Below are 20,665 nucleotides of genomic sequence, written 5' to 3'. Positions count from 1 at the left end.
CTCAACGCGATAGTCGGAATGCGACGCGGCCTCGGAAATGGCGGCGGCCACATCAATGCGGACCGCACCCAATTCCGCATGAAGTCCCTGAATAGGCTCACGCCCGCATGATTTGGGACGCAAGTCATCTCCCGCAGAAAATCATCCTGCGGCATTCATGCCTGGTTCTCTTGACAACTGACGCGCCTACCCTTGCTCAGTGGGCGACGAGCACGCCTTTAGCCTCAAAGATATCGCGGATCTGGCGGACGTAGCCATGATAGACCTTGTCCTCGTGGACCTTGCTCCACTGTCTGGGACGGATCATATCGATTTTTAGGTCAAGATCGATTCGACCGGGGCGCGGAGACATGACCAGCACGCGATCGGCGAGGAATACAGCTTCGTCAATACCGTGCGTGATAAACAGAACCGTGTTCTGAACCCTCAGCCACATAGACTGCATGTCCATGATCATCTGCTCGCGAGTTAGCGCGTCAAGCGCACCGAAGGGCTCGTCCATCAACAGCAGGCCCGGCTCCTGGATCAGAGCGCGGCATATCGCCACTCGTTGACGCATGCCGCCCGAGAGCTCCGATGGAAACTTGTTGCCGAAACCCTTGAGGCCAACTTGCTCAAGTAGCTCCTCGGCACGCATTCGGAACTTTGAAAGATCGAGCTTCTTGATCTCGATCGGCAGCAAGATGTTGTCGAGCACGGTGCGCCAGTAGAGCAGGAGATCCGACTGAAAGACGACGCCGATCTTGGGATGCGGCTTGCTGATCGCGTCCCCGTCAATGGCGATCTTGCCGGTCGAGACGGAGACAAGGCCCGCGAGCATTGAAAGCAAGGTGCTCTTGCCGCACCCGCTCGGCCCCACCACAGCGACGAAGGTGCCTGGCTCGAACTGAAGGTCTATCCGCTCGATGGCGACGACATCATCATCTTCGCGGGTCTTGTAGACCTTCGAAAGCTGCGAAATTTCGACTGCCGCACCTGATGTTTGGATGGCATTCATCGTACTGCCTCGCTGTAACTGTGCATCGTTGTTATCAATCGTCACCTAAAGGCATTTCATTTGGCGTCGTCACGCTTGTAGGAAACGCGCGCCTCGACCACATCGATGATGTAGTAAAGGATCACGCCGAGCAGTGAGATCGTCACTACGGTCGCGAAGTTAAGCGTGGTATCGAACAGTGAATTTGCCTGAAGCTGCAGATAGCCAAGCCCCCGTTCGGCTGCCACGTACTCACCGATGACCGCACCGATGACGGCGAGAGATATGGCCACCTTGAAGCCGCCGAAGATGTTGGGCAGCGCCGCTGGCAGACGCAGCTTGAAGAAGGTCTGCCACTCGTTTGCGCCCATTGAGCGGACCAGGTTGACGAGATTCTTGTCGAGGGACTGCAGGCCGACGACGGTCGATATCACGATCGGAAAAAACGAGATCAAGAAGGCAAGCACGATCTTCGGTGCCCAACCGTAGCCGAGATACAGCACCAAGATCGGCGCCAGCGACACCTTGGGTACCGTCTGTAGACCCACGAGGATCGGATAGATGGCGCGCTCGAAGGGCTTGGAATAGAAGATCGATAACGCCAGAGGGACACCAACCAGCACGCCCACGCCAAAGCCGACGATCACCTCGAACAGCGTCACATAGAGGTGGGCGGCGAGCAGCGGCGCGTCATTGATCATTCGAGTGGCGACGGCCGACGGCGTCGGCAGGACAAACTCTGAAAGACCTGACAGCGGCACGAGAATTTGCCAAGCACCGATCAGCGCCGCAGCTACGAGGAGCGTCGAATAACGCTCTAGCCAACTGCCGCGAGCGCGTTTCTTGCCGCTCATGCTTTTGCCCTGCTTCCGCTGTGCCTTGCCGGCACTGACAATATCCGTACTCGCCACCGTAGCCTCACCGCGTTAGAAGATTACAGTTGTTTTTGGCAGAACCGTCCACCGACGCCTTCGATGGTCTTGTCACATCAACGAACACTTCGCCGACAAGCGCGCTCTCGAGGCACAGTCGGACTTCCTCAACGAACCAATCAAGGAGAGGTCGCGCGGATCTGACGACAGCCCGACGGTCTCGTCGGAAAAACCCGGCTCGCCGGCGCGCCCTCAAGGCCGACACTGCTGCTGCGAGATTCACCCGAGACATCCCGTTCATCCCCGTCAATCTTGGGCTTGGTTTCGCCACCCGGACATCACCACTCATGCGGCGCGTCCCTGCGGTCGATGGCATCACTTCCCAAACCAACTTATATTTGATCTCATGATGTGATCACAGTATCGTATTGTCAAGCGTGTAATGTCGGCTGCCTCCGGCCATTTTTCATGCATTCGAGCGATTTCTGCGCCGCAAACATGAGCAGAAAAGCATGACGGCGAAATTGCCCGTGCCTTCGATGAGCGGCTCAGCTTGCCAGGTGATGGAGAAGAATTGCGATCGATATCGTATCGGCGCGGTTGCGCTTTCGACCGTCAGTGCCTGGCGGCAAAGATACTCGGCAGGGAATTTTCGATCGCGGTGCGCGTCAGGTTGCGCGCGATGAACACCAGCCAGCCGCGTGGCGAACCTTCCGGCCAGCGTGGCAGATATTCTGGCGGATAGACGACGTGTTGCACACCGTGGATGACAACCGGTCGCTCGTCGCCTCTGACCGGCAACAACCCCTTTACACGGAGAATGGATTCACCGCGTGCAGCCAGCAACAATTCCAGCCAATCGACAAAGGCCGGCCATTCGACTTCACGCGTCACCTCGACCGTGAAGGTCTTTATGCCGTGGCTGTGGACTCCCCGCCCAGGCTTGTCAGCTACTCGCAGATAGTGCGGCTCCCAGTCGTCGCCATGGGCCAGGACGTCGACCGCCGAGGGCATCGCATGCTTGCTCGAGGTCAGCGAGCGCACTGATGGATTGACCTTGGCGACATCGAGCTCAAGCTTGTCCAATTGCCAGCGCTCGACAAGATCTGACTTGGTGATGACAACGCAATCCGCTAACGCCACCTGCTGGGCTGCTTCTGCGAAATTTCGAATGCTGTTGAGGCCACTGACGCCGTCCACAGTCGTAATGATGTTGCCAGCTTGATAGCCATGCAGCAATTCGGAGGCGCTCATCATCGCGTGTATGATAGGCGCCGGATCGGCGAGGCCGGTGGTTTCGACAACGACCTGGCGGAAAGGCGTCACCGCGCCGCTGCGGACCATCGCCAGAAGCTCGGCCAAGGTTGACACGAGATCGTCGCGCACGGCGCAGCACAAACATCCGGACGACAGCAGGACCACATCTTCCGCGACCTCCCGCACCAGCAGGTGGTCCAGTCCTATTTCGCCGAATTCATTGATGATCACCGCCGTCTCGGCGAGACCAGGCTCCCCGAGCAGGTGTCGAAGAAACGTTGTCTTGCCGCTCCCGAGAAATCCCGTCAGCACATGAACCGGGATCCGCGTGTCTAGGGAGGGAGCGGCGGGCTGCATGATTCAGATGACCTCGAATATTGCGTCGACCTCGACCGGAACGTTGCGGGGCAATGAGCTGCAGCCGACCGCCGCGCGAGCGTGGCGTCCTGCCTCGCCAAACACCTCCACCATCAGGTCAGACGCGCCATTGATGACCTTGGGATGATCTTTGAAGTCCGGCTCGGCATTGACAAAGCCGCCCAGCCGAATGACCCCGACCACCCTGTCGAGATTGCCGTCCAATGCCTGCTTGAGCTGAGCAAGAATATTGATTGCACAAAGACGCGCAGCTTTTTGGCCTTCCTCCACGGAGAAGTTCGAGCCGAGCTTACCGATGTACTTGTCCTTGCCGCCCTCGCTAGGGACCTGCCCGGAGATGTAGATCTGGCTACCCAGTCTGCGCGCGGGAACGTAGTTGGCGCTTGGAGACGTCGTTGCGGGCAGGTTGATTCCCAGTTGGGCCAGTTTTTGTTCGATCTTTGCTTCCATGGCGCGGTACTCCGGATCTCGGGTTCTCAGTCATCGAATTGCAGTTCCATTCCTTGCGCGAAGGGGAGCTCGGCTCCCTGCGAGCCGGCTATGCTGAGCAAGGCCCGGCAAGTCGTCCGGATGTCCTGGATCGTCCCGCGTTTGACCGCTATTGGGTTGCCCTCCTTCAGCCCCGCCAGAATGTCCTCGTGATGAGATGCACTCCAGGGCTTCGAGGGGATCAGTAACGACATGTACATGGTCGGCCCGAACTGCAACCACAGCGACTCGATCAAGAGCATGAGCGTCTCGGATTCGCTCGCCTGGTAGAGCGTGAAATGAAATTTCTGGTTGAAGGAAAGGCAGTTCAGAATGTCACGCTTGGCGATCGCCTGAAGCAACTGCTTATTGATGGACGTCAGGCCGCTAAGGAGCGCAGGCGAAGCTTTCTTGGCGGCGAGCTCAGCTGCCGTACCCTCAAGCAGTTCACGCACTGAAAAGATATCGCTCAGCTTCTCAGCGCTCAGCCTCGGCACGCGTACCGAGCCCCCCTTGGTTTCTTCCAAGGCATTCGCCGCCACGAGCTGGCTCAGCACTTCACGAACCGGCATGGGGCTGGTTCCGAGCCCTGCCGCCAACTTGCGCAAACTCATGACCTGGCCGGGAACAAACGCCCCGACCATCAGCCCTCTGCGCATATAGCTCAGCACACGTTCGTAGATGTGCCCCCGCTGCCGCTTGCCTTCTTCGTTGCCATTTACGGCAACTTCCGTTTTCTCCGTCCGCATCTCCCGCCTCTCTTTTATTAGGGCGTCGCTACGCGACTCCCGAGATACTCGAGGACACCGAGACCATTCTTCGAGAACGACTTCACGGTCCACATCCTTGTGATCTCATATCGTGATCATTAGTGGATTTGGAAGTAAGCGGCAACCGCATCGTGAAGCAGTAGCGCCACAAATCGGCATCCTCAGGTTTCTTTGACCTGCCGATTGGCACAAGAGCGTTGCCTTGGGGCGGCTGTGCGGGCATGCACAGCCGCCCTTAGGCGGTTATGCCGACCTGATACAGCTCGACCTTGGTTCCATCCGGGTCGGCGATGTAGATCGTCAGCCCATATGGTCCGTCGTGCAACCCATTGTAGTAGTGCACGCCCGCCTTTTTCAACTTTGCATCGAGCGCCCGAACGTCGTTGACCTCAAAGGCGATGTGGTCGAGCTGGCGATGGTCGGCGGCCTTGCCATTGATCAGAGCAATGCCCTGGTGGAAGGCAACGAACGGCCGGCCATCCGCAAGCGGTTTGGCCGGCCTGATGGTGAAACCGAGCTGCTTGGTATAGAAGGCGACCGATTTGTCGATATCGTTGACCATGATGAGCTGGTGGCCGTAGTTTGTCACGCGCGGCTTCGCCTGTTCGCCGATCCAGTCGAGAATTTCTGAGGATGGCGCGATCTCGCAGAAGTACTGCTTCCAGACCTGCTTGGCGGTTGCTTCCCAATCGGCATTGACGCCCGATACGCAATCATCAACAGCGATCACATCAAAATCGCGGAGGTAGGCTTCGCGGATCGTCGTCTCAACGCAGGCATTTGTGGTTGCACCGGTGATGAACAAGTGCTGCGTCCCCAGCATCTTCAACATCATCTCCAGTCGAGTTTCGTAGAAGGCGCCGAAGCGGTGCTTGCGGATCACGAAGGAAGGATTGAACTCGGCCAACGGCTTGAGCTCTTCAATGATCTCTTCATCCCAGGTGCCGGCGAGCGCGGACACCTGCTTGCGCCGGGCGGTGTGACCAAGCAGCTTCTTTTTGGCGCGATTCTTGTCGACGGCAAAATGCTCCTGCATCGTCCAAATGACGGGGATGCCCGCCTCCTGACACTGCTTGATCAACTTTGCCAACGGCGGAACGATTGAGGAAAGGCGCTTGGTGTCGACACCGGAAATGCCGAGCGTGCCCTTTTCATGAATGAAGGCATTCTGAAGGTCGATGACCAGGAGCGCCGACTTGCGATAGTCGAGGGACTCTAAGCTCATTTCTTGTTTTCCTCCATATCGATACCCAGCACGCCGGCACGGCCCCAGCTATCCTTCGCTGTCTCATGGATCACCACATGCAGATGGTCGGGCTTGCAGGCAGCCTCTTCGACCATTGCCTTGGTGATGGCTTTTACAAGCCTGCGCTTCTGATCGACGGTGCGACCTTCCCACATTTCGACGACGACAAATGGCATTAGCTCTCTCCTTCCTTCTCGGCCCGCCGAGCGCCGGATGCCCAAGTGGGCGCGGCGGTCGCGAAGCCCGTAACCAGATCATTGCTCGCCCGATCGACACCGCTGAGTAGCCACAGCGGACGGTTGGTATAGTTGATCAAAACCTGCTCCTCCATGCATGCGCGGTGCGCAGAATGCCTCGGGTCTCGGTCGAAGTGACTTGTGGCCGGCATCAGCCGAATGACGTAGATTGGCTCAGACGGATTGAACATCTCGAGCACGTTCTTTTCGATGTCGTTCAGACCGATCGCCAGCAGTCCCGGATCAACTCGGCCAATGGGCAACAACACGATCGCCCCCGCGAAAGGCTCAACCGGCCAATAGCGACCTTCCCGCCCCTTGTGCAGGAAGTCGGCATAGCTGCGCACTTCCGTGAACAGCTCGCTGTCCCACAAGATGATGTCCTGCCCCAGGATGCCGCGCGCGGCATCGACGACACGTTGGCTCTCGCAGAGGTCCAGAAAGATCCAGGGGTCCGTCAAGCCGATCGCATGTCCCCATGGGTTGTGGATTCCGGACAATCTCTCCTGACGGACCGTGGTCTTGCGCGCTACGATACCGGCGACAGCTTCACTCACCGACATTTGGGCCGGCATGAGCGATTCTCGGCCTGCCAACTCCAGTTGGTGGAAGTCCATGCCACTCATGACGGCAGGGTCACGCATCGACCGCGACCGTAGTGGTTGTCAGCGACGGAACCGTTTTCATAGATAACGTCACCGCGCGCAACGGTCATCACCGGCCAACCCTTGAGCGTCCATCCCTCATAGATGCAGGTACCCTTGCCGGTGTGCTTGACCGTGCGCTGCTCGTCGAGATCGACCAGCACAAGGTCCGCGTCGAAGCCAACGTCGATATGGCCCTTCCGCGGCCAGAGCCCGAAGCGTCGCGCAGGGTTGAAAGAGTTGAGCTCGACAAGCCGGGTCAACGGCAAACCGCGCTGATGGACGCCGAAATGAAGCATCAGCGACAGCTCCCAGGGAAAGCTCACCACACCCGGAAATTCGGTCCAAAGATCCTCCAGCTTCTTGGGCAGGAACGGCACGTGGTCGGTCCCAAGGCTGTAGACCGAACCGTTCATGACGCCGTGCCAAAGACCCTCGAGTTCGCTCCGGTCGCGCAACGGCGGCGATATCTTCGCACGCATGTCGAGATCTTCGTCGTAGCACGTGCGGGTGAGGTAATGAGGACAGGTCTCGACCGTCACGCGGACGCCACGCGCCTGGGCCTCGGCGGCGAGTACCGGACCCATGCCGACGGAGGTGTGGACCAGATGAAGCGAGCACCCGGTCTTCTCGGCAAGGAAGAGCATGCGACGGATGGTTTCCACCTCGCAGAAGGCCGGGCGGGATTCCGTGTATGCGCCGAGATCCTGACGGCCGGTGGCCGCGATCTCCTTTTTGATCCAGGATGCGATCTGGGTGTTCTCGCAGTGAACGTTGATCACCCCGCCGGGAACCTTCGACAAGATGCGCATCGCGGCGTAGACCCAGCCGTCGGTCGCCGGCACGATGCCGATCGGATTGTCCGGCTCGTAGCCGAAATAGCATTTGAAGGATTTGACGCCGGTCTTGGCGATGACTTCCGGAATCTCGGCGATATGTTCCTCGCGCTGGATCCCGAAATGAAAGCCGAAGTCGATCACCGAGTTTTCCTCGCCAATAGCCTTGCGCTCCGCGTAGAACGGCAGATAGGACTCCTTCAGATTGCGGATATAGAGAAGCGCGGTCGTCACGCCGCCGGAGGCCGCCGCAGCTGTCTCGGTGCGCATATCCTCGGCAAAGGGAAACTTCACGCCCAGATGGCAGTGCGGGTCGATCAAGCCCGGCATCAACACCCGCCCCTCGGCGTCGATGGTGCGCTTGGCGTCGGGAAGGACTTCGTCAGCCCCGGTAAGGACGATCTTGCCGTCCTTCACCGCGACGCCGCCGTGGAATTCTCCGTCGTGGCGAACCACTCGCGCGTTCTTTATGACCAGATCCGCCTTCATTGTCCTTGCTCCAGTATTGCTTCTATGCGCCGGCTGATGCCTGTCCACTGGCTGCGGCCGACGGTGATCGGTGCACGCGCGCCCATGCCGCGCGCCCAGACAACCTTCAGTCCAAGTTCGACGGCGGCGTCCCGGTCGATCGTTCCAGGAGGCGCCGCGACATCGACCAGCAGCGCGTGTTTGGGCAGCAGAGCCAGCTGGTCGCGCTCGAGCAATCGCTTTGGAACGCTGCCAATGACGATGTCCATGCGATTCAGAACTGCCGGCAATTGTTCGAGTGTCAGCGCCTCTGCACCCGTCGCATAGGCAGCTGCACGCTGAACCGGGTTGCGCGCCGCGACGTGGACATGAGCCCCGAGGCCGACCAACGTCTTCGTCAGAAGCGAGCCGATGGTGCCTTGGCCAACCAGGCAAACGTTGGACTTGTGGATGGTGATCTGCGTGTTTTCAATGATCACCTTCAATACACCCTCGACGATCGCTGGCCCCCGCAGCAGCATGAGATCGACGTCCCATTCGTACTCGTGCAGTGCGATGCCGAGCGCTTTGCAATGGGTCTTTAGATTGTCGTCCGCCCAACCGAGTATGATGTTGCCGGGGCGCCTCATGCCGGCCAGCATCTCGCGCGTCGGAATGATCTTTTGCGGACACTTCGGCGCGAAGAGTGCGCCCTCCGCGCTGATGCCCGGAATCGGAAACAGCGCTATGTCGGCACCCTTCAATGCATCAGCTGCGTCCGCGCCATGATAGACGCCTTCGATGCCCTCATCGGGCCATGGAAAGCCGTAGGCCCGAACGGCGGCTCCAGCCCGGACCGCACAGCGAGCGATCTCCTGTTCGCGTGCGTCGCCGGCTACGATTGCGATGACTGTATTCTGCCAACTCATGGGGCTCTTACCTTCTCAATGAGCTGATCCCTGGACATGCCGGTGATGCCCATTGCTTCTGCGGTCCGGCCACCGATCCGATAGTCGGTTCCGACCGCAGCCTGCGCTAGGCGGTAGAGCGATGTAGCGACGGGCACATTGACGTCGGCGATCTGCGCAAACTCCAGGAAGGGTAACAGGCCGTGACCGAAATCCTCCTTGTAGTAGCGATACTCGAGCGAGTCGGGCCCCTTGATACGGCGATTGGCCTCGCCGCCCGCGATTGCCGCGCGGTAATTGGTAACGTCAACCACGTCAGCCTCCACCGTGCCGAGCAACTTCATCTCTTCAATCAAATTCGGCAATTCATGCCCGAATGCCCGGGCGACCGCCAAGCGCTCGTCGTCCAATTGCCGCATGACCCGGGCGACCCCGGGCGTCATGGCATCGACATAGAAAGTGAAGTTGCCGCCGGTCGCCTCGACCCAGGCGGCTCCCAGCACCGCGCCGGGGGGATGCAGGACCATGTTCACGTTGGAGAGGTCGGAGGCGATAACGTCACGAACGGGCGTGACGCCTGGATACAATTTTGCAGCAATCTCCAGCGCCTCCGCTCCTCCCCTGAGAGCGGCAGCCTTCAGTTGCTTCGCCCGACCGCTAATGGTGACGCCGTCAGGACGATATTTGCGCGCGACGTACGTAAGGGTCGAGAACTCAACCACCGGCGGCACTGACCGCCCGGTGCGGGAATAGGCCTCGGCGAATTCCAGCGCCCCGCCGGTGTGGCCGGGGTTAAGCACGACCGGTTTGTTCGACGGCCAACCGACTGCTGCGAGTGCGTTGGCTATGGCCGAGTGCGAGAAAGTCGGCAGGACCACGACCGCCACGTCGACTCCGGAGATGGCCGACTTGAGATCCGTCGAAATCAGGGTAGGCTTTGCAACTCCTTCGCCGAGCTTGCCGTCGAATGCAACGCCGCCGAGCTTGATGTGCGGTTCAAGCGTTTCGGCCGAACGCGCCCAGAAATGAACGGAGTGGCCTGCGAGAACCAATTCTGCGACCGAAGCCGCGCCCCCTGCTCCTCCTCCGAGTACCGCAACCTTCATTCTTTTCTCCGCAGATCGAAGCGCAAATCGCGCCACCCGAGAGCCAGCTTTGATCACAGTTTATGATCACAACTGTGATTGTCAAGCCGAAGAATTGCTCGCCCGCCGCATGCGAGCAATCCATGATCGGATGGCCTACGTTGCCAGTCGGAGGCGATCCGTGATGCCAAGTTCGAACTCGGTGGCAAGGCAATCGGCAACCATCTCTGCGGTTGCGGCCGAGAGCGTCCACCCCAGGTGGCCGTGGCCAGTGTTGTAGAAAACGCCCGGCATCCTGCCCCTGCCGACCCGCGGCATCATGTTCGGCATCATCGGACGCAACCCGGCCCAGGACACGACGCGGTTGGTATCGACCGAAGGAAACAACGTTCGCGTCCAGTCAACCAGCGGCTTGATGCGGTCTTGGCGAATGTCGCGGTTCATGCCGTTGAACTCTGCCGTTCCGGCGACGCGAAAGCGCGCAGCGCCCAATCGACTGGTAACGATCTTGGCGCCATCATCGAGCAGGCTGACCCAAGGCGCAGCTTTCTGGCTCTGCTCGTCGTCAAGGTGCACGGTGATCGAATAGCCCTTGACAGGGTAAACGTTGAGCCGGTCGCCGAGCATCGCCGCGAGGTCGCGGCTTGCGGGACCGGCGCATATGACGACACTGTCGGCATCGATCTCATTGACACGAGCGCCGCCTGAAGGCTCGTCACACCCATACTGGATGCGGAAAACTTCGTCCCGAGCGATCTGCCTCACAGTGGCGTCAAAGACGAAACGCACGCCACGTCTCTCGCATGCCTTGGCGAGACCGCAAACGAACTTGTGGATGTCTCCGGTGGAATCCGACGGGGTATAGAAACCTCCGAAGAAGTCGCCATGCAGCGTCGGCTCGATCGACTTCACCTCTGCGGCCGTCACTGGACGACGGTCCAGGCCCCCCTCCACGAGAATGGTATTGACCTTCAGCGCGTGTTGGAAACTCTGCTTATCCCGATAGAAGTGAAGGATGCCGCGCCGCTCGTGGTCGAAGTCGATGCCCTCGCGCTCGGCAATGGCGAAGAGATGCTTGCGTGCGGCGATGGCAAGCCGTGTGGTCTCAATTGTGTTGTCGCGATAGTTCTTGATGTTGAAGATGAATTCGCCAAGCCAGGAATATTTGTGCCAGGTCGGCGCTGGATTCATGAGGAGCGGTGCATCGCGCCTCAACATCCAACTCACTCCCTTGAAGACGGTCGACCAGCTATTCCAGACCTCCGCATTGCTTGCGGAAAGTTGGCCGCCATTGGCGAACGATGTCTCCATGCCCGCGTAGCGCTGACGCTCGATCACCGTAACGGTATGGCCGCGGTTGAGAAGGGCATAGGCGGTGGTGACGCCGGTGATACCGGCGCCGATGACGACAACATGTGGCATTTCACTCTCCGCGATCGAAGTTGGGAGCGGGCCGAGGCCCGCGGTTTGTCCCCAATCTGTCGCTGTACCTGAGAGATTAACCGCCACGGCTCGGCCGGTACGGTGGTCCCCTTCGGTGGACACTCGAAGTGCCACTCTCCAGATCGTTCAGCTGCATGGTCCCTTTTGCCTGAGAGTTTCCTGGGGGTTGCTCCTTCGGCGCCGGCCAACACCGTCACGACGGCGACCGATCTCTCCCATGCAGCCTATTGAACGCGATAGGTTCTTCTCTCCTGCGCCTCCGCAGCTAGAGCCGGCTCGTCAATTGCCGACGTCGTAAAGAGTCGTGGTCGTCTCGACCGCTTCGTCATGCAGACCAGCGCGCTCGACCGCCGCAGCAGCCAGTTGCCGGGCTTTGCGCCGAATCTGCGGCTCGTCAACCCCCTGCACCTTGCCGTCGATATATGACGGCTTCCCATCGACCCAAGTCTGCACGATCGAAGCGGTCGATGCAGAGAATACCAAAGCTTGCAGTGGATCGTAGAACGGCGTCCATTCGACGTGGTCTAGGTCGAAGAGGACGAAATCGGCCTTCTTGCCGATTTCCAGCGAACCGATCTCGTCGTCCCACATCAACGCCTTCGCACCTTCGATGGTCGCGGCGCGTAGTGCTTGTCGTGCAGTGAATATGTCCGGTTGCAAGCGGGCGTCCTTGAACATGCCGGCGACGAGCAGCATTTGCCGCATCAGGTTCATGTTGCCGGCCGCCGACACGCCATCGGTGCCGAGGCCGACTTTAACGCCGGCCTTCACCATCTCCGGATATTTGCCGATCGCGGTTGCACCCTTCCCCAACTTGAATGACGAGCACGGGCAGAAGGCGACGCTGGCGCCACGCTCGGCGAGCAGACGGACCTCTTCGTCGGAGACGGCCGCGCCGTGAGCGATGACCAGGTTCTTTCCTATGCCTCCGGCCCGATCGATACGCGTGATGGGCCAGCAGCCATATTTTTTCTCGCAAACCCTCGCCTCCTCGATCGAGGTGGCGAGATGATAGGTCGTGCCGACGCCCAACCTCTCAGCCAGTTTCACCGCTCCAACGTGGAGTTCGAGGCTACACGGCTCCTTGCCTTCGATATTGACCCAGCAACGCGCACGGCCGTCGAGGGCGCCGTTGTAGCGAACGACACAATCCTCGAGCACCTTGAGTGCGGCCTCGGCGTTCGGGAAGAAATGATGATCCACCATTTCCTGGGTCCATCCGCGGGGGAGCTCGGGCGGTGGATTGTCGGCCGCGTGCCGCCCGGTGATGCCGCGAATGCTGACCTTTTCCATCGCGCGAACGACGATGCCGGGATCGTATTGCGATCCCATGTCGAGAAAACACGTGGTGCCACAACGCAGCATCTCGGTGATGCCCAGCAGCGCACCCCAATATTCGTCTTCTTCGGTGATGTGAGCGTAAAAGGGCTTAGCCCAGTGGAACACCCAGGCCCGGGTGTTGAGATTGTCCGGGAAGACTGCGCGCGACAGCGTCTCCGAAAGATGAACGTGGCTGTCGACGAAGCCCGGGCAGACACCGAGCATCTTGCCATCGATCACCTTGTCAAAAGTGACGCTTTTTTGCCGCGCGGCCACGTCATCGGCCGGACCGATATCCGAGATGCGGTCGTTCTCGACCACGAGACTGGCGTTGCGCACGACCGTGTCGTTCTTGTCGACCGTGAAGGCGAAGTTCAAGTCCTTGATTAGCGTGCGCATGCCTCTTCACCCAATTCTCTGCCATCACGACCGCCCCACCTGACTGCCGCACCATAACGCCGGGCAGTTTCGTGCGACCTTTAACCAAGCGAACAGCTCCTCTTCGCTTGGAGCCTCCGTCAAGCGACGGCGGCCCTGCGCACGGCCCCGCTTTTCCTGGCCGTACCCACGGGAATCAACCGGTCGGTGTCGGCATAGTCGGAAAGCAGTTCCGACCCATTGGCGGTCACCAGCAGCATATCCTTGTTCTGCATGCCGAAGCCATGGCCGGTGTCATAGCAAAGCGGCTCGAAACCAAGCACCATGTTCGCCTCGAGCGGCGCGTCGGTGCCCGGCTTGCCCAGCACTGGCGTCAGTCCAAGGTAGGGATCTTCGTGCAGGTGCAGGCCAATACCGTGGCCCACGAACGAGATCGGCGGCAGATCGAGCTTGGCGAGCTTCGCAATGAACGCATCGTAGATATTGCGACAGCTCGCGCCCGGCTTCACTTTCTCCATGATTTCGTATTTGCATTCGACCAGATGCGCCCAGATCTTCTCGGCCATGGGCGGTGCCTCGCCGACGATCGCGGTTCGGCAGACGCCAGCCTGATACCCGTCGATGACGGAGAATATCTCCACGCGGCAGACGTCCCCCCGCTTCAAGACGCGCTCCGACGGGCCGACGTTGGGCAAGACGCTGCGCTCGCCGGTCGCCACGATCATCAGCTTGAAGTGATCGGCGCCGAGAGCATAGACATTGCGGGTCAGGTGGCCGGCGATGTCCATTTCGGAATTGCCCTCGTCGACCACAGAGAGAGTATCGGTAATGGCCTGGTCGGCAATACGGGAAAGTTTGCGCAAAAGCGCAATCTCCTCCGAGGTCTTGATTTGGCGAAGTCGCGCCAGGATCGGCTCGGCACGCTCGAACTTTGCGGCCGGCATGGCCGCGAGCAGCCGGGCAAAATCCCCCGCCGGCAGGTAGTCCATTTCGAGTCCAATGCGAGCCTGAGCAAGTCCGAGCCCCGCGAGTTGATCGGCGAGCACAAGCATGGGATCGTCTGAGAATTCCGCCCAGATGCGCGTCGGCACGTCCGGCTGGCGACGCTTGATCGTCGATGCCTCCATATCGACGCCGAACAATGCCGAGCGGCCGTCGGCAGTGACGATGGTCATTGCATGGCGGTGACGGATGAGTGGTTGCGAGGGGACCACGAACCCCGCAGTATACGAAAAATTTTCAGGCGAAGAGCAGATGATGGCATCCAGCCCATGCTGAGACATTGACTTGACTTGTTTCGCGACGATTTCCGCCCGCATGACCGCTCCTGTTTTTCCAACTTCTTTGCTGCGCGCTTAATCTCGCACGCGGTACTTTTCGATCTTCGTCTGGTCGACCTCGATACCCATTCCCGGTCCGGATGGCACGACGATTGCGCCATCTGCGACCTTCATGGGTTCTACGAGCAGATCGTCCTTGTAGTAGATGCCGGCAACCTGACCGTGCTGGAACTCCGCCGGCGTCGAAATCGGAATGACGCAGGACAGGGTCACGGAGGGTGAGGCTGCGGCGAGTTGGACGTTGGCGAGATTCCCGATCCCGGTCTCGATCGACCCGTTGACGTTACAGATGATGCCGGCCGCCCGGCACACCGCCCCGACCTCCATGGCTTTGTAGAGACCACCAGCCTTTGTCGTGTAGATGGACACGATTTGGATGCCGCCGGACCGAACGATCTGGATCGAATCATGCGCATTCCAGGCCGACTCGTCGGCCATGACGGGTGCGTCGATGCGGCGACCAACCTCGGCAATGCGCTCGATGCCCATGACGGGCTGCTCGACATATTTCAGTCGATTCTTCTCCATCCGACGAACGACTTGAACGGCCTCGCCGGGCGTCTTGTAGCCTTCGTTGGCGTCCACGCAGATTTCGACGGCATTGCCGGCGACTTCGCGAACGGCATCGACCATCGCAACGTCGCGATCAGGATCGACCCCGATCTTCACCTTGATGGTTCGCACCCCCTCCTGGACCAGCTTTGCGACCTCAACGCGAGCCTCTTCGATCGAGATCAAGCCGATCGAATGGGTAACGGGCACACGATCGCGCGCTTTGCCGCCGAGCAGGGTACTGACGGGAACATCGAGCCAACGACCGGCAAGGTCATAGGCGGCGAACTCGACGGCAGCCTTGGAATAGGGGTAGCCCCTGATGACCGCGTCCATTCGTGCATGCAGTTCGGCGATATTACCGAGCTCGACGCCGACAATCGCGGGAGCCAGATACGTGTCGATCACGACACGTGTGATCAAAGCGGATTCGCCGAAATACCGACCGAACTCGCCACCCCAGTCCTTGAGAGCTGGCGCTTCGCCCCAACCAACGCGACCGTCGCTGTCGGTCATCTTGACGATGACGTATCGGCCGATCACCTCGGTCAGACCTGCCCATTTGTGCTCGCGCCGCGTCGGCAATTGGACAATCAACGTTTCGACGGATTTGATCGTGGGCAAATGGGCCTGCCTTATTTCGTTTGGGTTTCGCGCTCAGTTTGCTATGGTCGAAACCAAGATCATCTATCGTGATCACACTTTATGATCATAATATGGGCCGGTCAAGTGTCGTAGCGCGGCATCGCGGATTGCGCGGGTGCTGAAGACCCGCGGGTCAGAGGAGGAAAAATTGACGATCGTCGAAGCAACAAACTACTTCGCCAAGCAGGATCAGGCGCCGGTAGTGCTCCAACAGCGCCGCCAGGCAAGCGGCATCCGGCGCGAACTCGGCCTGGAGCCCGGCGAAATCCTTGTCTTGCGTGAGGGAAACGGACCCGACGTCAGATGGGAGTGCAGATTTCCCTCTCGCGCAGCATACGAGGCCGATATGGCAGCTCGAGCCGGCTCAGAGGCGTTTGTTCAAGCACGCCGGGTGATGCACACGCTGGTGGAACGGTTCGAGCGACACGTCTATGAAGTCGACGACAGCCGCTAAGATGCCGGGGATCCACGCGCCTCAGCGTTAGCGAGGATGCAGAGCCCATTGGCGGATCTCGATCTCCCCTCCTTGGCATCGTGAAGGGCCGCTCAATCGGCGAACTATCGGAGATCCCGATAGTTTGCATTGAAAATGCTGATTTTTAAAACCGCTCTAACGGTGAGAGTTTCCTCCGACAGCCGTCCGACAGAACGGAGCAAAGAGGAGCCAATGTCATTCATCCAGAACACCTGGTACGCCGCGGCATGGTCGCGTGAAATCACACGCAGCTTGCTGTCACGAACCATCGCCAACGAGAGCATTGTCTTCTACCGCAAGGAAGCCGGAGATGTCGCCGCGCTTACTGATCGGTGCCCGCATCGCTTTGTCCCGCTTCACCTCGGGAAGCTCAAAGGCGACATCGTCGAGTGCGCCTACCACGGACTGTGCTTCGATCCGAGCGGCGCATGTACCCTCAATCCACATGGCGATGGCGCGATCCCGAGGGCAGCCAAAGTCAAGAGCTACAAGGTCGTGGAGAAACATGACGTCGCGTGGGTTTGGCTTGGAGACGCAAGCAAGGCCGACGAGTCCTTGATCGCGGACTTCAGTGTTCTGACAAACCCGAAGTTTCGCACGGTCAGTAGCTACCTCCACGTCCAGGCAAATTATCAGTTGGTTTCTGACAACCTGCTCGATTTGAGCCATGGGCAGTACCTTCATCCGATGTTCAAGAATGCGGAGGGGCCGCCCAAATTCGAGGCCGAAAAGGAACCGCAACCCAATGAAGTCTGGGCGAAATTCTCGCGTCCTAATCAACTGCCGAACAAGTATTTTCAGATGCTGGGGTTTCCAGGGGACCAGCGTGGCGACCATCGCAACTTCATGCGTTGGAACGCTCCCTCGCTCCTTCTGCTTGACGTCGGCATGACGGGCGTCAACAGGCCGGTAGAAGAAGGCCTTTCAATTCCAACGTCTCACCTGCTCACTCCGGAAACAGAAACGTCGACACATTACTTCTGGGCTATGTCGCGCGATTTCCGCCAGGATGAAGATGACCTCAGCCAAGAATTGCTAAAGGCCGGCGTGGCTCTCTTCGACGACGAAGACAAGCCGGTCATCGAGGCTCAGCAGCGCATGGTGAACACCCAGGACTTGATGTCGCTCAAGCCCGTTCTTCTACAGACCGACGGCCCGGCGGTCAGGGCACGGCGGATCGTGGAGGCTCAGCTCAAAGCCGAGCAGTCGTAAGGCATAGCGTTTGACACCTGATCGCCAGACAACGGGCGACGAGTTTCTCAAGCTACTCAGCAAGCAAGGTCGATCGTTTCCGCTGGCAGACCGGGCGTCTGCCCCTCCCTGACTTGGCCGCCGCATCAGATCGGCGGCTTTTTTTTGCATCGCGCAGCGTGAGAGCCAGCTTACTGTGGCAAGGGCGGGCCATGCGGGCGTCTGTTACAGTTGAACTGACACCTCACTATCAGCGCCAAATGCGCCATGTGCGGCTGCCATATCGGCCGGTCATCGAAGGGTACGATGGCGCAGGCGGATTGACTCGAACGCGCGATCCGGACTCGGCTAGACGTCGAGAATCAGTTCCTCGGACAAAGACCGAGAACAACAAATTGCGATCCTGTCGTTCATTTGTTTCTCGGCGTCGGTCTGAAAGGAATCCCTGTGCTCAGGTCGTCCCGCGAGGACTCTCGTAAGGCACGTTCCACAGATTCCCTGTTCGCAGGAAAGCTCGACGCTAATTCCATTCTCCTCGAGGACCGATGCAATCGATTTGTCGCCGGGCACAACAAGTCGTTGGCCGCTTCGTGAAGCCACAACCGTGAACGACGCCCCGCCCTTCACGTCGCCAGCGGAGAAGCTTTCGGTGTGAATCCTCTCCTCAAGGCAGCCAGCCCTTCTCGCGGCAGAGACCGCAAAGTCTATGAAGCCTCTCGGTCCACATATGTAGATGCTCGTGCTGGAGCATACTCCGTTGAGATCCATGTCCGGCTGGAATCGCTGCTCCGCCGGCCCGTCGTCAACGTGGAGCCGAAATCGGCCTGCGAACGGCGAGGCGGCGATTTCATCGACGAAGGGTGCACGATCCCGGGTCCGAACGCACAGGTGGAAGTCGAAATCGTGACCGATGGTCTGAAGCCGATAGGCCATCGAGAGCAGCGGAGTGATTCCGATTCCCCCGGCGAGGAGGATCGCGCGCCCGCCATCCTCAACAAGCCCGAAATTGTTGCGCGGCCGTCCTATCTTAACGATCATTCCCTCGCGAAAGGTCTCGTGGATCGCCCTGGATCCCCCTCTCGAGCCCGGGTCGTTGAGTATTGCAAGTCTGTAATAGCCTGACTGGGAGGCGTCATTGCAAACAGAATACTGCCGAACGATCTTGTCGGAGACATGGACATCAACATGCGATCCGGCAGAAGCAGGCGGGAGTTCATTTGACGTTGCGGATTCGAGCTCGATGCTCACTATATCGCAAGCAACGTAATGGACCCTGCGTATCCTTGTTTCCATCGTATGTCCTGGATCGACCATCGTTCAAATCCGACGCATGCCATGAGCGACTTGCCCGCCATCGCCGCAATCACCGCCTATGGGCTGGATGTTATTCAATTCCAGAACAGCGCGGAAATCGGTTTCCTGGAGCCCAACTATCGGCCCGATCGATAGTACACCCGAAGCACCGCGGAGATACTCCGCTCGCTGCCTTCAGCGAGCCTATGCGCCTCGAATGTCGGCAACGAGGCGTTCAACGTCGACAAGCAGACCTGCAGACTGCTTACTGAGGTCCTCGGCCGAACGGGACACGAGTTGCGCCGCTGCGCCGGTTTCGCCTGCCATTCGATTGACGCGAACGATGTTATCCGAGACTTGGTTGGTGCCGCGTGCCGCTTCCTGTATGTTGCGCGCGATCTGGCCAGTCGCAAGGCCCTGCTGCTGAATGGCCGCGGCGATAGCCACCGTGATCTCGTTGATCGAGACGATCGTGCTACCGATACCCTCGATGGCCTCGACGGCCTCCGTGGTCGCGACTTGCATGGCTTCTATCTGCGCGGAGATTGCCTCAGTCGCCTTCGCTGTTTGGCCTGCGAGCGACTTTACCTCGTTGGCCACCACCGCGAAGCCGCTACCAGCGTCTCCGGCACGCGCGGCCTCAATAGTTGCGTTGAGAGCCAGAAGATCAGTCTGACCGGCAATATTGGTGATCAATTTCACGACATCCCCGATCTTCTGCGCCGCAGACGACAACCCATGCACGACCTCGTTCGTGCGTTTGGCTTCATCCATGGCCTTTGAAGCAATCGTGGTCGATTGATCCACCTGGCGACCGATCTCATGAACGGATGCGGAAAGCTGCTCCGTTGCGGCAGCGACTGTCTGCACATTGGCGGAGGTTTGCTCTGCGGCTGCCGCGACAGTCGTCGCCTGTTCGGTCGCCTCCTCCGATGACGTCGACATGCGCTGCGACGTGATATGCATTTCGCGCGCGGCCTTGGCGAGCGTATCCAGCGATCTCCTGACCTCGCTTTCGAATTCATCGGCCGTTTTGGTGATGAACAGCCTCTTCTCAGCTTCGCTCTGCTGTCTCAACTCATCCTGAGCGTGGCGCAAACGAATGGTCTCGGTCATGCTCTCCTTGAAAACCTGGACGGATCTGGCCATTGCGCCAATTTCGTCTTTTCTGTCCTGAGCGGGAATTGTCACCTCGGTTCCCCCGCTCGAGAGCTTGAGCATCGCCGTCGTCATCGCCGCGATAGGGTTGGCCACGTTGCGGCTGATCAGGAGAGATACTCCGGCCACGAGCAAGAGGATGAAGAAGACGATCCCTCCCAGGCGGCGCGCTTCTGTCCAGAAAATTTGATCGATATCGTCGATATAAAGGGCGCTGGTCAGAACCCACCTGTATATTGGCACTTCAGTGGCGTAAGTCAGGGTCTGCACCGGCTCGCTACCGCCGGGGCGCGGGAAGCTGAAAGTCACGAAACCGCCGCCGCGGGCAGCGGCTGCGACCGCATCACGAAAGAAGTAGACGCCATTTGCGTCTTTCGTTTGCGTCATATCTTTGCCCTCGACGGCCTGCTTGGGATGCACTTCGAGGATGCCTTCTTTGGTCGCGGCGTAGAAGGCGTTGTCCTTGTCGTAACGCAGCATGCGAAGCAGCGCTCTCGATCGTTCACGCGCCTCCAGTTCTGACAGGCCGGTTTTGCGCCCGGCTTGGTAGTCGGCTTCGATCGCGGAGCGAGCGAGCAGGACCAGCTCCTTCACCTTCGCCTTTCTATCCGCGAGCAAGGTATTCTTCAGGGTCGATAGGCCGATGCCGGCGGTGCCGACCATCCCGAGAATTGACAACAAGACGACGATCAAGAGCTTGGTGGAGATGCGAAGAGATCCAAACATGTAACCATTCTTCCCGCGCTG

Annotated in this window: 19 protein-coding genes and 1 riboswitch; of the genes, 2 read left to right on the top strand and 17 right to left on the bottom strand. The window is 59.4% G+C overall.

The genetic code is table 11. From position 1 onward, the window contains the following. Nucleotides 1–196: 196 nt before the first annotated feature. The 15 genes from RAD15_RS38040 to RAD15_RS37970 form a co-directional block, all read right to left on the bottom strand. A complete protein-coding gene (locus RAD15_RS38040; protein WP_458183840.1) occupies nt 197–997 on the bottom strand; it encodes an ABC transporter ATP-binding protein in 801 nt (266 codons plus the stop codon). Nucleotides 998–1,053: 56 nt separating this feature from the next. Beyond that, nucleotides 1,054–1,887 carry an ABC transporter permease gene (locus RAD15_RS38035; RefSeq protein WP_458183839.1) on the bottom strand — a complete coding sequence of 278 codons (834 nt, stop codon included), beginning with the start codon at nt 1,885–1,887 and terminating at the stop codon, nt 1,054–1,056. Nucleotides 1,888–2,463: 576 nt separating this feature from the next. Continuing rightward, nucleotides 2,464–3,462, bottom strand: a complete 999-nt coding sequence (locus tag RAD15_RS38030; protein ID WP_458183838.1) for a CobW family GTP-binding protein — start codon at nt 3,460–3,462, stop codon at nt 2,464–2,466. Nucleotides 3,463–3,465: 3 nt separating this feature from the next. Next, entirely contained in the window at nt 3,466–3,933 is a 468-nt protein-coding gene (locus RAD15_RS38025; protein WP_458183837.1) for a RidA family protein, read from the bottom strand. A gap of 26 nt (nt 3,934–3,959) precedes the next feature. Continuing rightward, nucleotides 3,960–4,700 carry a GntR family transcriptional regulator gene (locus tag RAD15_RS38020; RefSeq protein ID WP_458183836.1) on the bottom strand — a complete coding sequence of 247 codons (741 nt, stop codon included), beginning with the start codon at nt 4,698–4,700 and terminating at the stop codon, nt 3,960–3,962. Nucleotides 4,701–4,956: 256 nt separating this feature from the next. Then, nucleotides 4,957–5,946: an isochorismatase family protein gene (locus tag RAD15_RS38015; RefSeq protein WP_458183835.1), complete on the bottom strand. Its 990-nt coding sequence runs from the start codon at nt 5,944–5,946 to the stop codon at nt 4,957–4,959. Further along, nucleotides 5,943–6,143: a 2-hydroxymuconate tautomerase gene (locus RAD15_RS38010; RefSeq protein ID WP_458183834.1), complete on the bottom strand. Its 201-nt coding sequence runs from the start codon at nt 6,141–6,143 to the stop codon at nt 5,943–5,945. Before RAD15_RS38010 ends, RAD15_RS38015 begins: the two co-directional genes overlap by 4 nt. Continuing rightward, nucleotides 6,143–6,847, bottom strand: coding sequence for a resolvase (locus tag RAD15_RS38005; protein WP_458183833.1), 705 nt, complete (start codon nt 6,845–6,847; stop codon nt 6,143–6,145). Before RAD15_RS38005 ends, RAD15_RS38010 begins: the two co-directional genes overlap by 1 nt. Next, nucleotides 6,826–8,100 (bottom strand): dihydroorotase, encoded by a 1,275-nt coding sequence (locus RAD15_RS38000; protein WP_458183832.1) that lies wholly within the window; start codon nt 8,098–8,100, stop codon nt 6,826–6,828. The genes RAD15_RS38005 and RAD15_RS38000 overlap by 22 nt, the downstream gene beginning before the upstream one ends. Before the next feature lie 68 nt (nt 8,101–8,168). Then, the gene (locus RAD15_RS37995) at nt 8,169–9,059 is read right to left on the bottom strand and encodes a dipicolinate synthase subunit DpsA (protein WP_458183831.1); all 891 of its coding nucleotides are present in this window, start codon (nt 9,057–9,059) and stop codon (nt 8,169–8,171) included. After that, complete coding sequence (locus tag RAD15_RS37990; protein ID WP_458183830.1) at nt 9,056–10,144, bottom strand: NAD/NADP octopine/nopaline dehydrogenase family protein; 1,089 nt, start codon at nt 10,142–10,144, stop codon at nt 9,056–9,058. The genes RAD15_RS37995 and RAD15_RS37990 overlap by 4 nt, the downstream gene beginning before the upstream one ends. Nucleotides 10,145–10,279: 135 nt before the next feature. Then, complete coding sequence (locus RAD15_RS37985; RefSeq protein WP_458183846.1) at nt 10,280–11,545, bottom strand: D-amino acid dehydrogenase; 1,266 nt, start codon at nt 11,543–11,545, stop codon at nt 10,280–10,282. 146 nt (nt 11,546–11,691) lie between these two features. Continuing rightward, nucleotides 11,692–11,794: riboswitch (glycine riboswitch) on the bottom strand. A gap of 51 nt (nt 11,795–11,845) precedes the next feature. Next, nucleotides 11,846–13,264, bottom strand: coding sequence for an amidohydrolase family protein (locus tag RAD15_RS37980; RefSeq protein ID WP_458183829.1), 1,419 nt, complete (start codon nt 13,262–13,264; stop codon nt 11,846–11,848). Between the two features lie 140 nt (nt 13,265–13,404). Then, nucleotides 13,405–14,583 (bottom strand): M24 family metallopeptidase, encoded by a 1,179-nt coding sequence (locus RAD15_RS37975; protein ID WP_027544480.1) that lies wholly within the window; start codon nt 14,581–14,583, stop codon nt 13,405–13,407. A 36-nt stretch (nt 14,584–14,619) separates the two neighbouring features. Beyond that, on the bottom strand, nt 14,620–15,780 hold the full coding sequence (locus RAD15_RS37970) for a mandelate racemase/muconate lactonizing enzyme family protein (protein WP_027544479.1): 1,161 nt from the start codon (nt 15,778–15,780) through the stop codon (nt 14,620–14,622). Between the two features lie 169 nt (nt 15,781–15,949). Here RAD15_RS37970 and RAD15_RS37965 point away from each other — a divergent pair, with 169 nt between their 5' ends. Both RAD15_RS37965 and RAD15_RS37960 read left to right on the top strand, forming a co-directional pair. After that, nucleotides 15,950–16,255, top strand: coding sequence for a hypothetical protein (locus RAD15_RS37965; protein WP_458183828.1), 306 nt, complete (start codon nt 15,950–15,952; stop codon nt 16,253–16,255). Nucleotides 16,256–16,468: 213 nt separating this feature from the next. Then, on the top strand, nt 16,469–17,488 hold the full coding sequence (locus tag RAD15_RS37960) for an aromatic ring-hydroxylating dioxygenase subunit alpha (RefSeq protein ID WP_234685007.1): 1,020 nt from the start codon (nt 16,469–16,471) through the stop codon (nt 17,486–17,488). Nucleotides 17,489–17,815: 327 nt separating this feature from the next. Here RAD15_RS37960 and RAD15_RS37955 read toward each other — a convergent pair whose 3' ends face one another. Both RAD15_RS37955 and RAD15_RS37950 read right to left on the bottom strand, forming a co-directional pair. Beyond that, nucleotides 17,816–18,781 (bottom strand): PDR/VanB family oxidoreductase, encoded by a 966-nt coding sequence (locus RAD15_RS37955; protein ID WP_458183827.1) that lies wholly within the window; start codon nt 18,779–18,781, stop codon nt 17,816–17,818. A 183-nt stretch (nt 18,782–18,964) separates the two neighbouring features. Then, the gene (locus RAD15_RS37950) at nt 18,965–20,644 is read right to left on the bottom strand and encodes a cache domain-containing protein (RefSeq protein WP_458183826.1); all 1,680 of its coding nucleotides are present in this window, start codon (nt 20,642–20,644) and stop codon (nt 18,965–18,967) included. Nucleotides 20,645–20,665 lie beyond the last annotated feature (21 nt).

Source organism: Bradyrhizobium sp. 14AA (assembly GCF_054185205.1).
The sequence above is the reverse complement of the archived record's forward strand: the minus strand, read 5'-3'. Positions and strand labels throughout refer to the sequence as shown.

Bases quoted from the DNA above. Each gene is read 5' to 3' on its own strand.
- RAD15_RS38040 (WP_458183840.1), bottom strand. From the start codon at position 997: ATGAATGCCATCCAAACATCAGGTGCGGCAGTCGAAATTTCGCAGCTT.
- RAD15_RS38030 (WP_458183838.1), bottom strand. From the start codon at position 3,462: ATGCAGCCCGCCGCTCCCTCCCTAGACACGCGGATCCCGGTTCATGTG.
- RAD15_RS38025 (WP_458183837.1), bottom strand. From the start codon at position 3,933: ATGGAAGCAAAGATCGAACAAAAACTGGCCCAACTGGGAATCAACCTG.
- RAD15_RS38020 (WP_458183836.1), bottom strand. From the start codon at position 4,700: ATGCGGACGGAGAAAACGGAAGTTGCCGTAAATGGCAACGAAGAAGGC.
- RAD15_RS38015 (WP_458183835.1), bottom strand. From the start codon at position 5,946: ATGAGCTTAGAGTCCCTCGACTATCGCAAGTCGGCGCTCCTGGTCATC.
- RAD15_RS38010 (WP_458183834.1), bottom strand. From the start codon at position 6,143: ATGCCATTTGTCGTCGTCGAAATGTGGGAAGGTCGCACCGTCGATCAG.
- RAD15_RS38005 (WP_458183833.1), bottom strand. From the start codon at position 6,847: ATGCGTGACCCTGCCGTCATGAGTGGCATGGACTTCCACCAACTGGAG.
- RAD15_RS37995 (WP_458183831.1), bottom strand. From the start codon at position 9,059: ATGAGTTGGCAGAATACAGTCATCGCAATCGTAGCCGGCGACGCACGC.
- RAD15_RS37990 (WP_458183830.1), bottom strand. From the start codon at position 10,144: ATGAAGGTTGCGGTACTCGGAGGAGGAGCAGGGGGCGCGGCTTCGGTC.
- RAD15_RS37985 (WP_458183846.1), bottom strand. From the start codon at position 11,545: ATGCCACATGTTGTCGTCATCGGCGCCGGTATCACCGGCGTCACCACC.
- RAD15_RS37975 (WP_027544480.1), bottom strand. From the start codon at position 14,583: ATGCGGGCGGAAATCGTCGCGAAACAAGTCAAGTCAATGTCTCAGCAT.
- RAD15_RS37960 (WP_234685007.1), top strand. From the start codon at position 16,469: ATGTCATTCATCCAGAACACCTGGTACGCCGCGGCATGGTCGCGTGAA.
- RAD15_RS37955 (WP_458183827.1), bottom strand. From the start codon at position 18,781: ATGGTCGATCCAGGACATACGATGGAAACAAGGATACGCAGGGTCCAT.
- RAD15_RS37950 (WP_458183826.1), bottom strand. From the start codon at position 20,644: ATGTTTGGATCTCTTCGCATCTCCACCAAGCTCTTGATCGTCGTCTTG.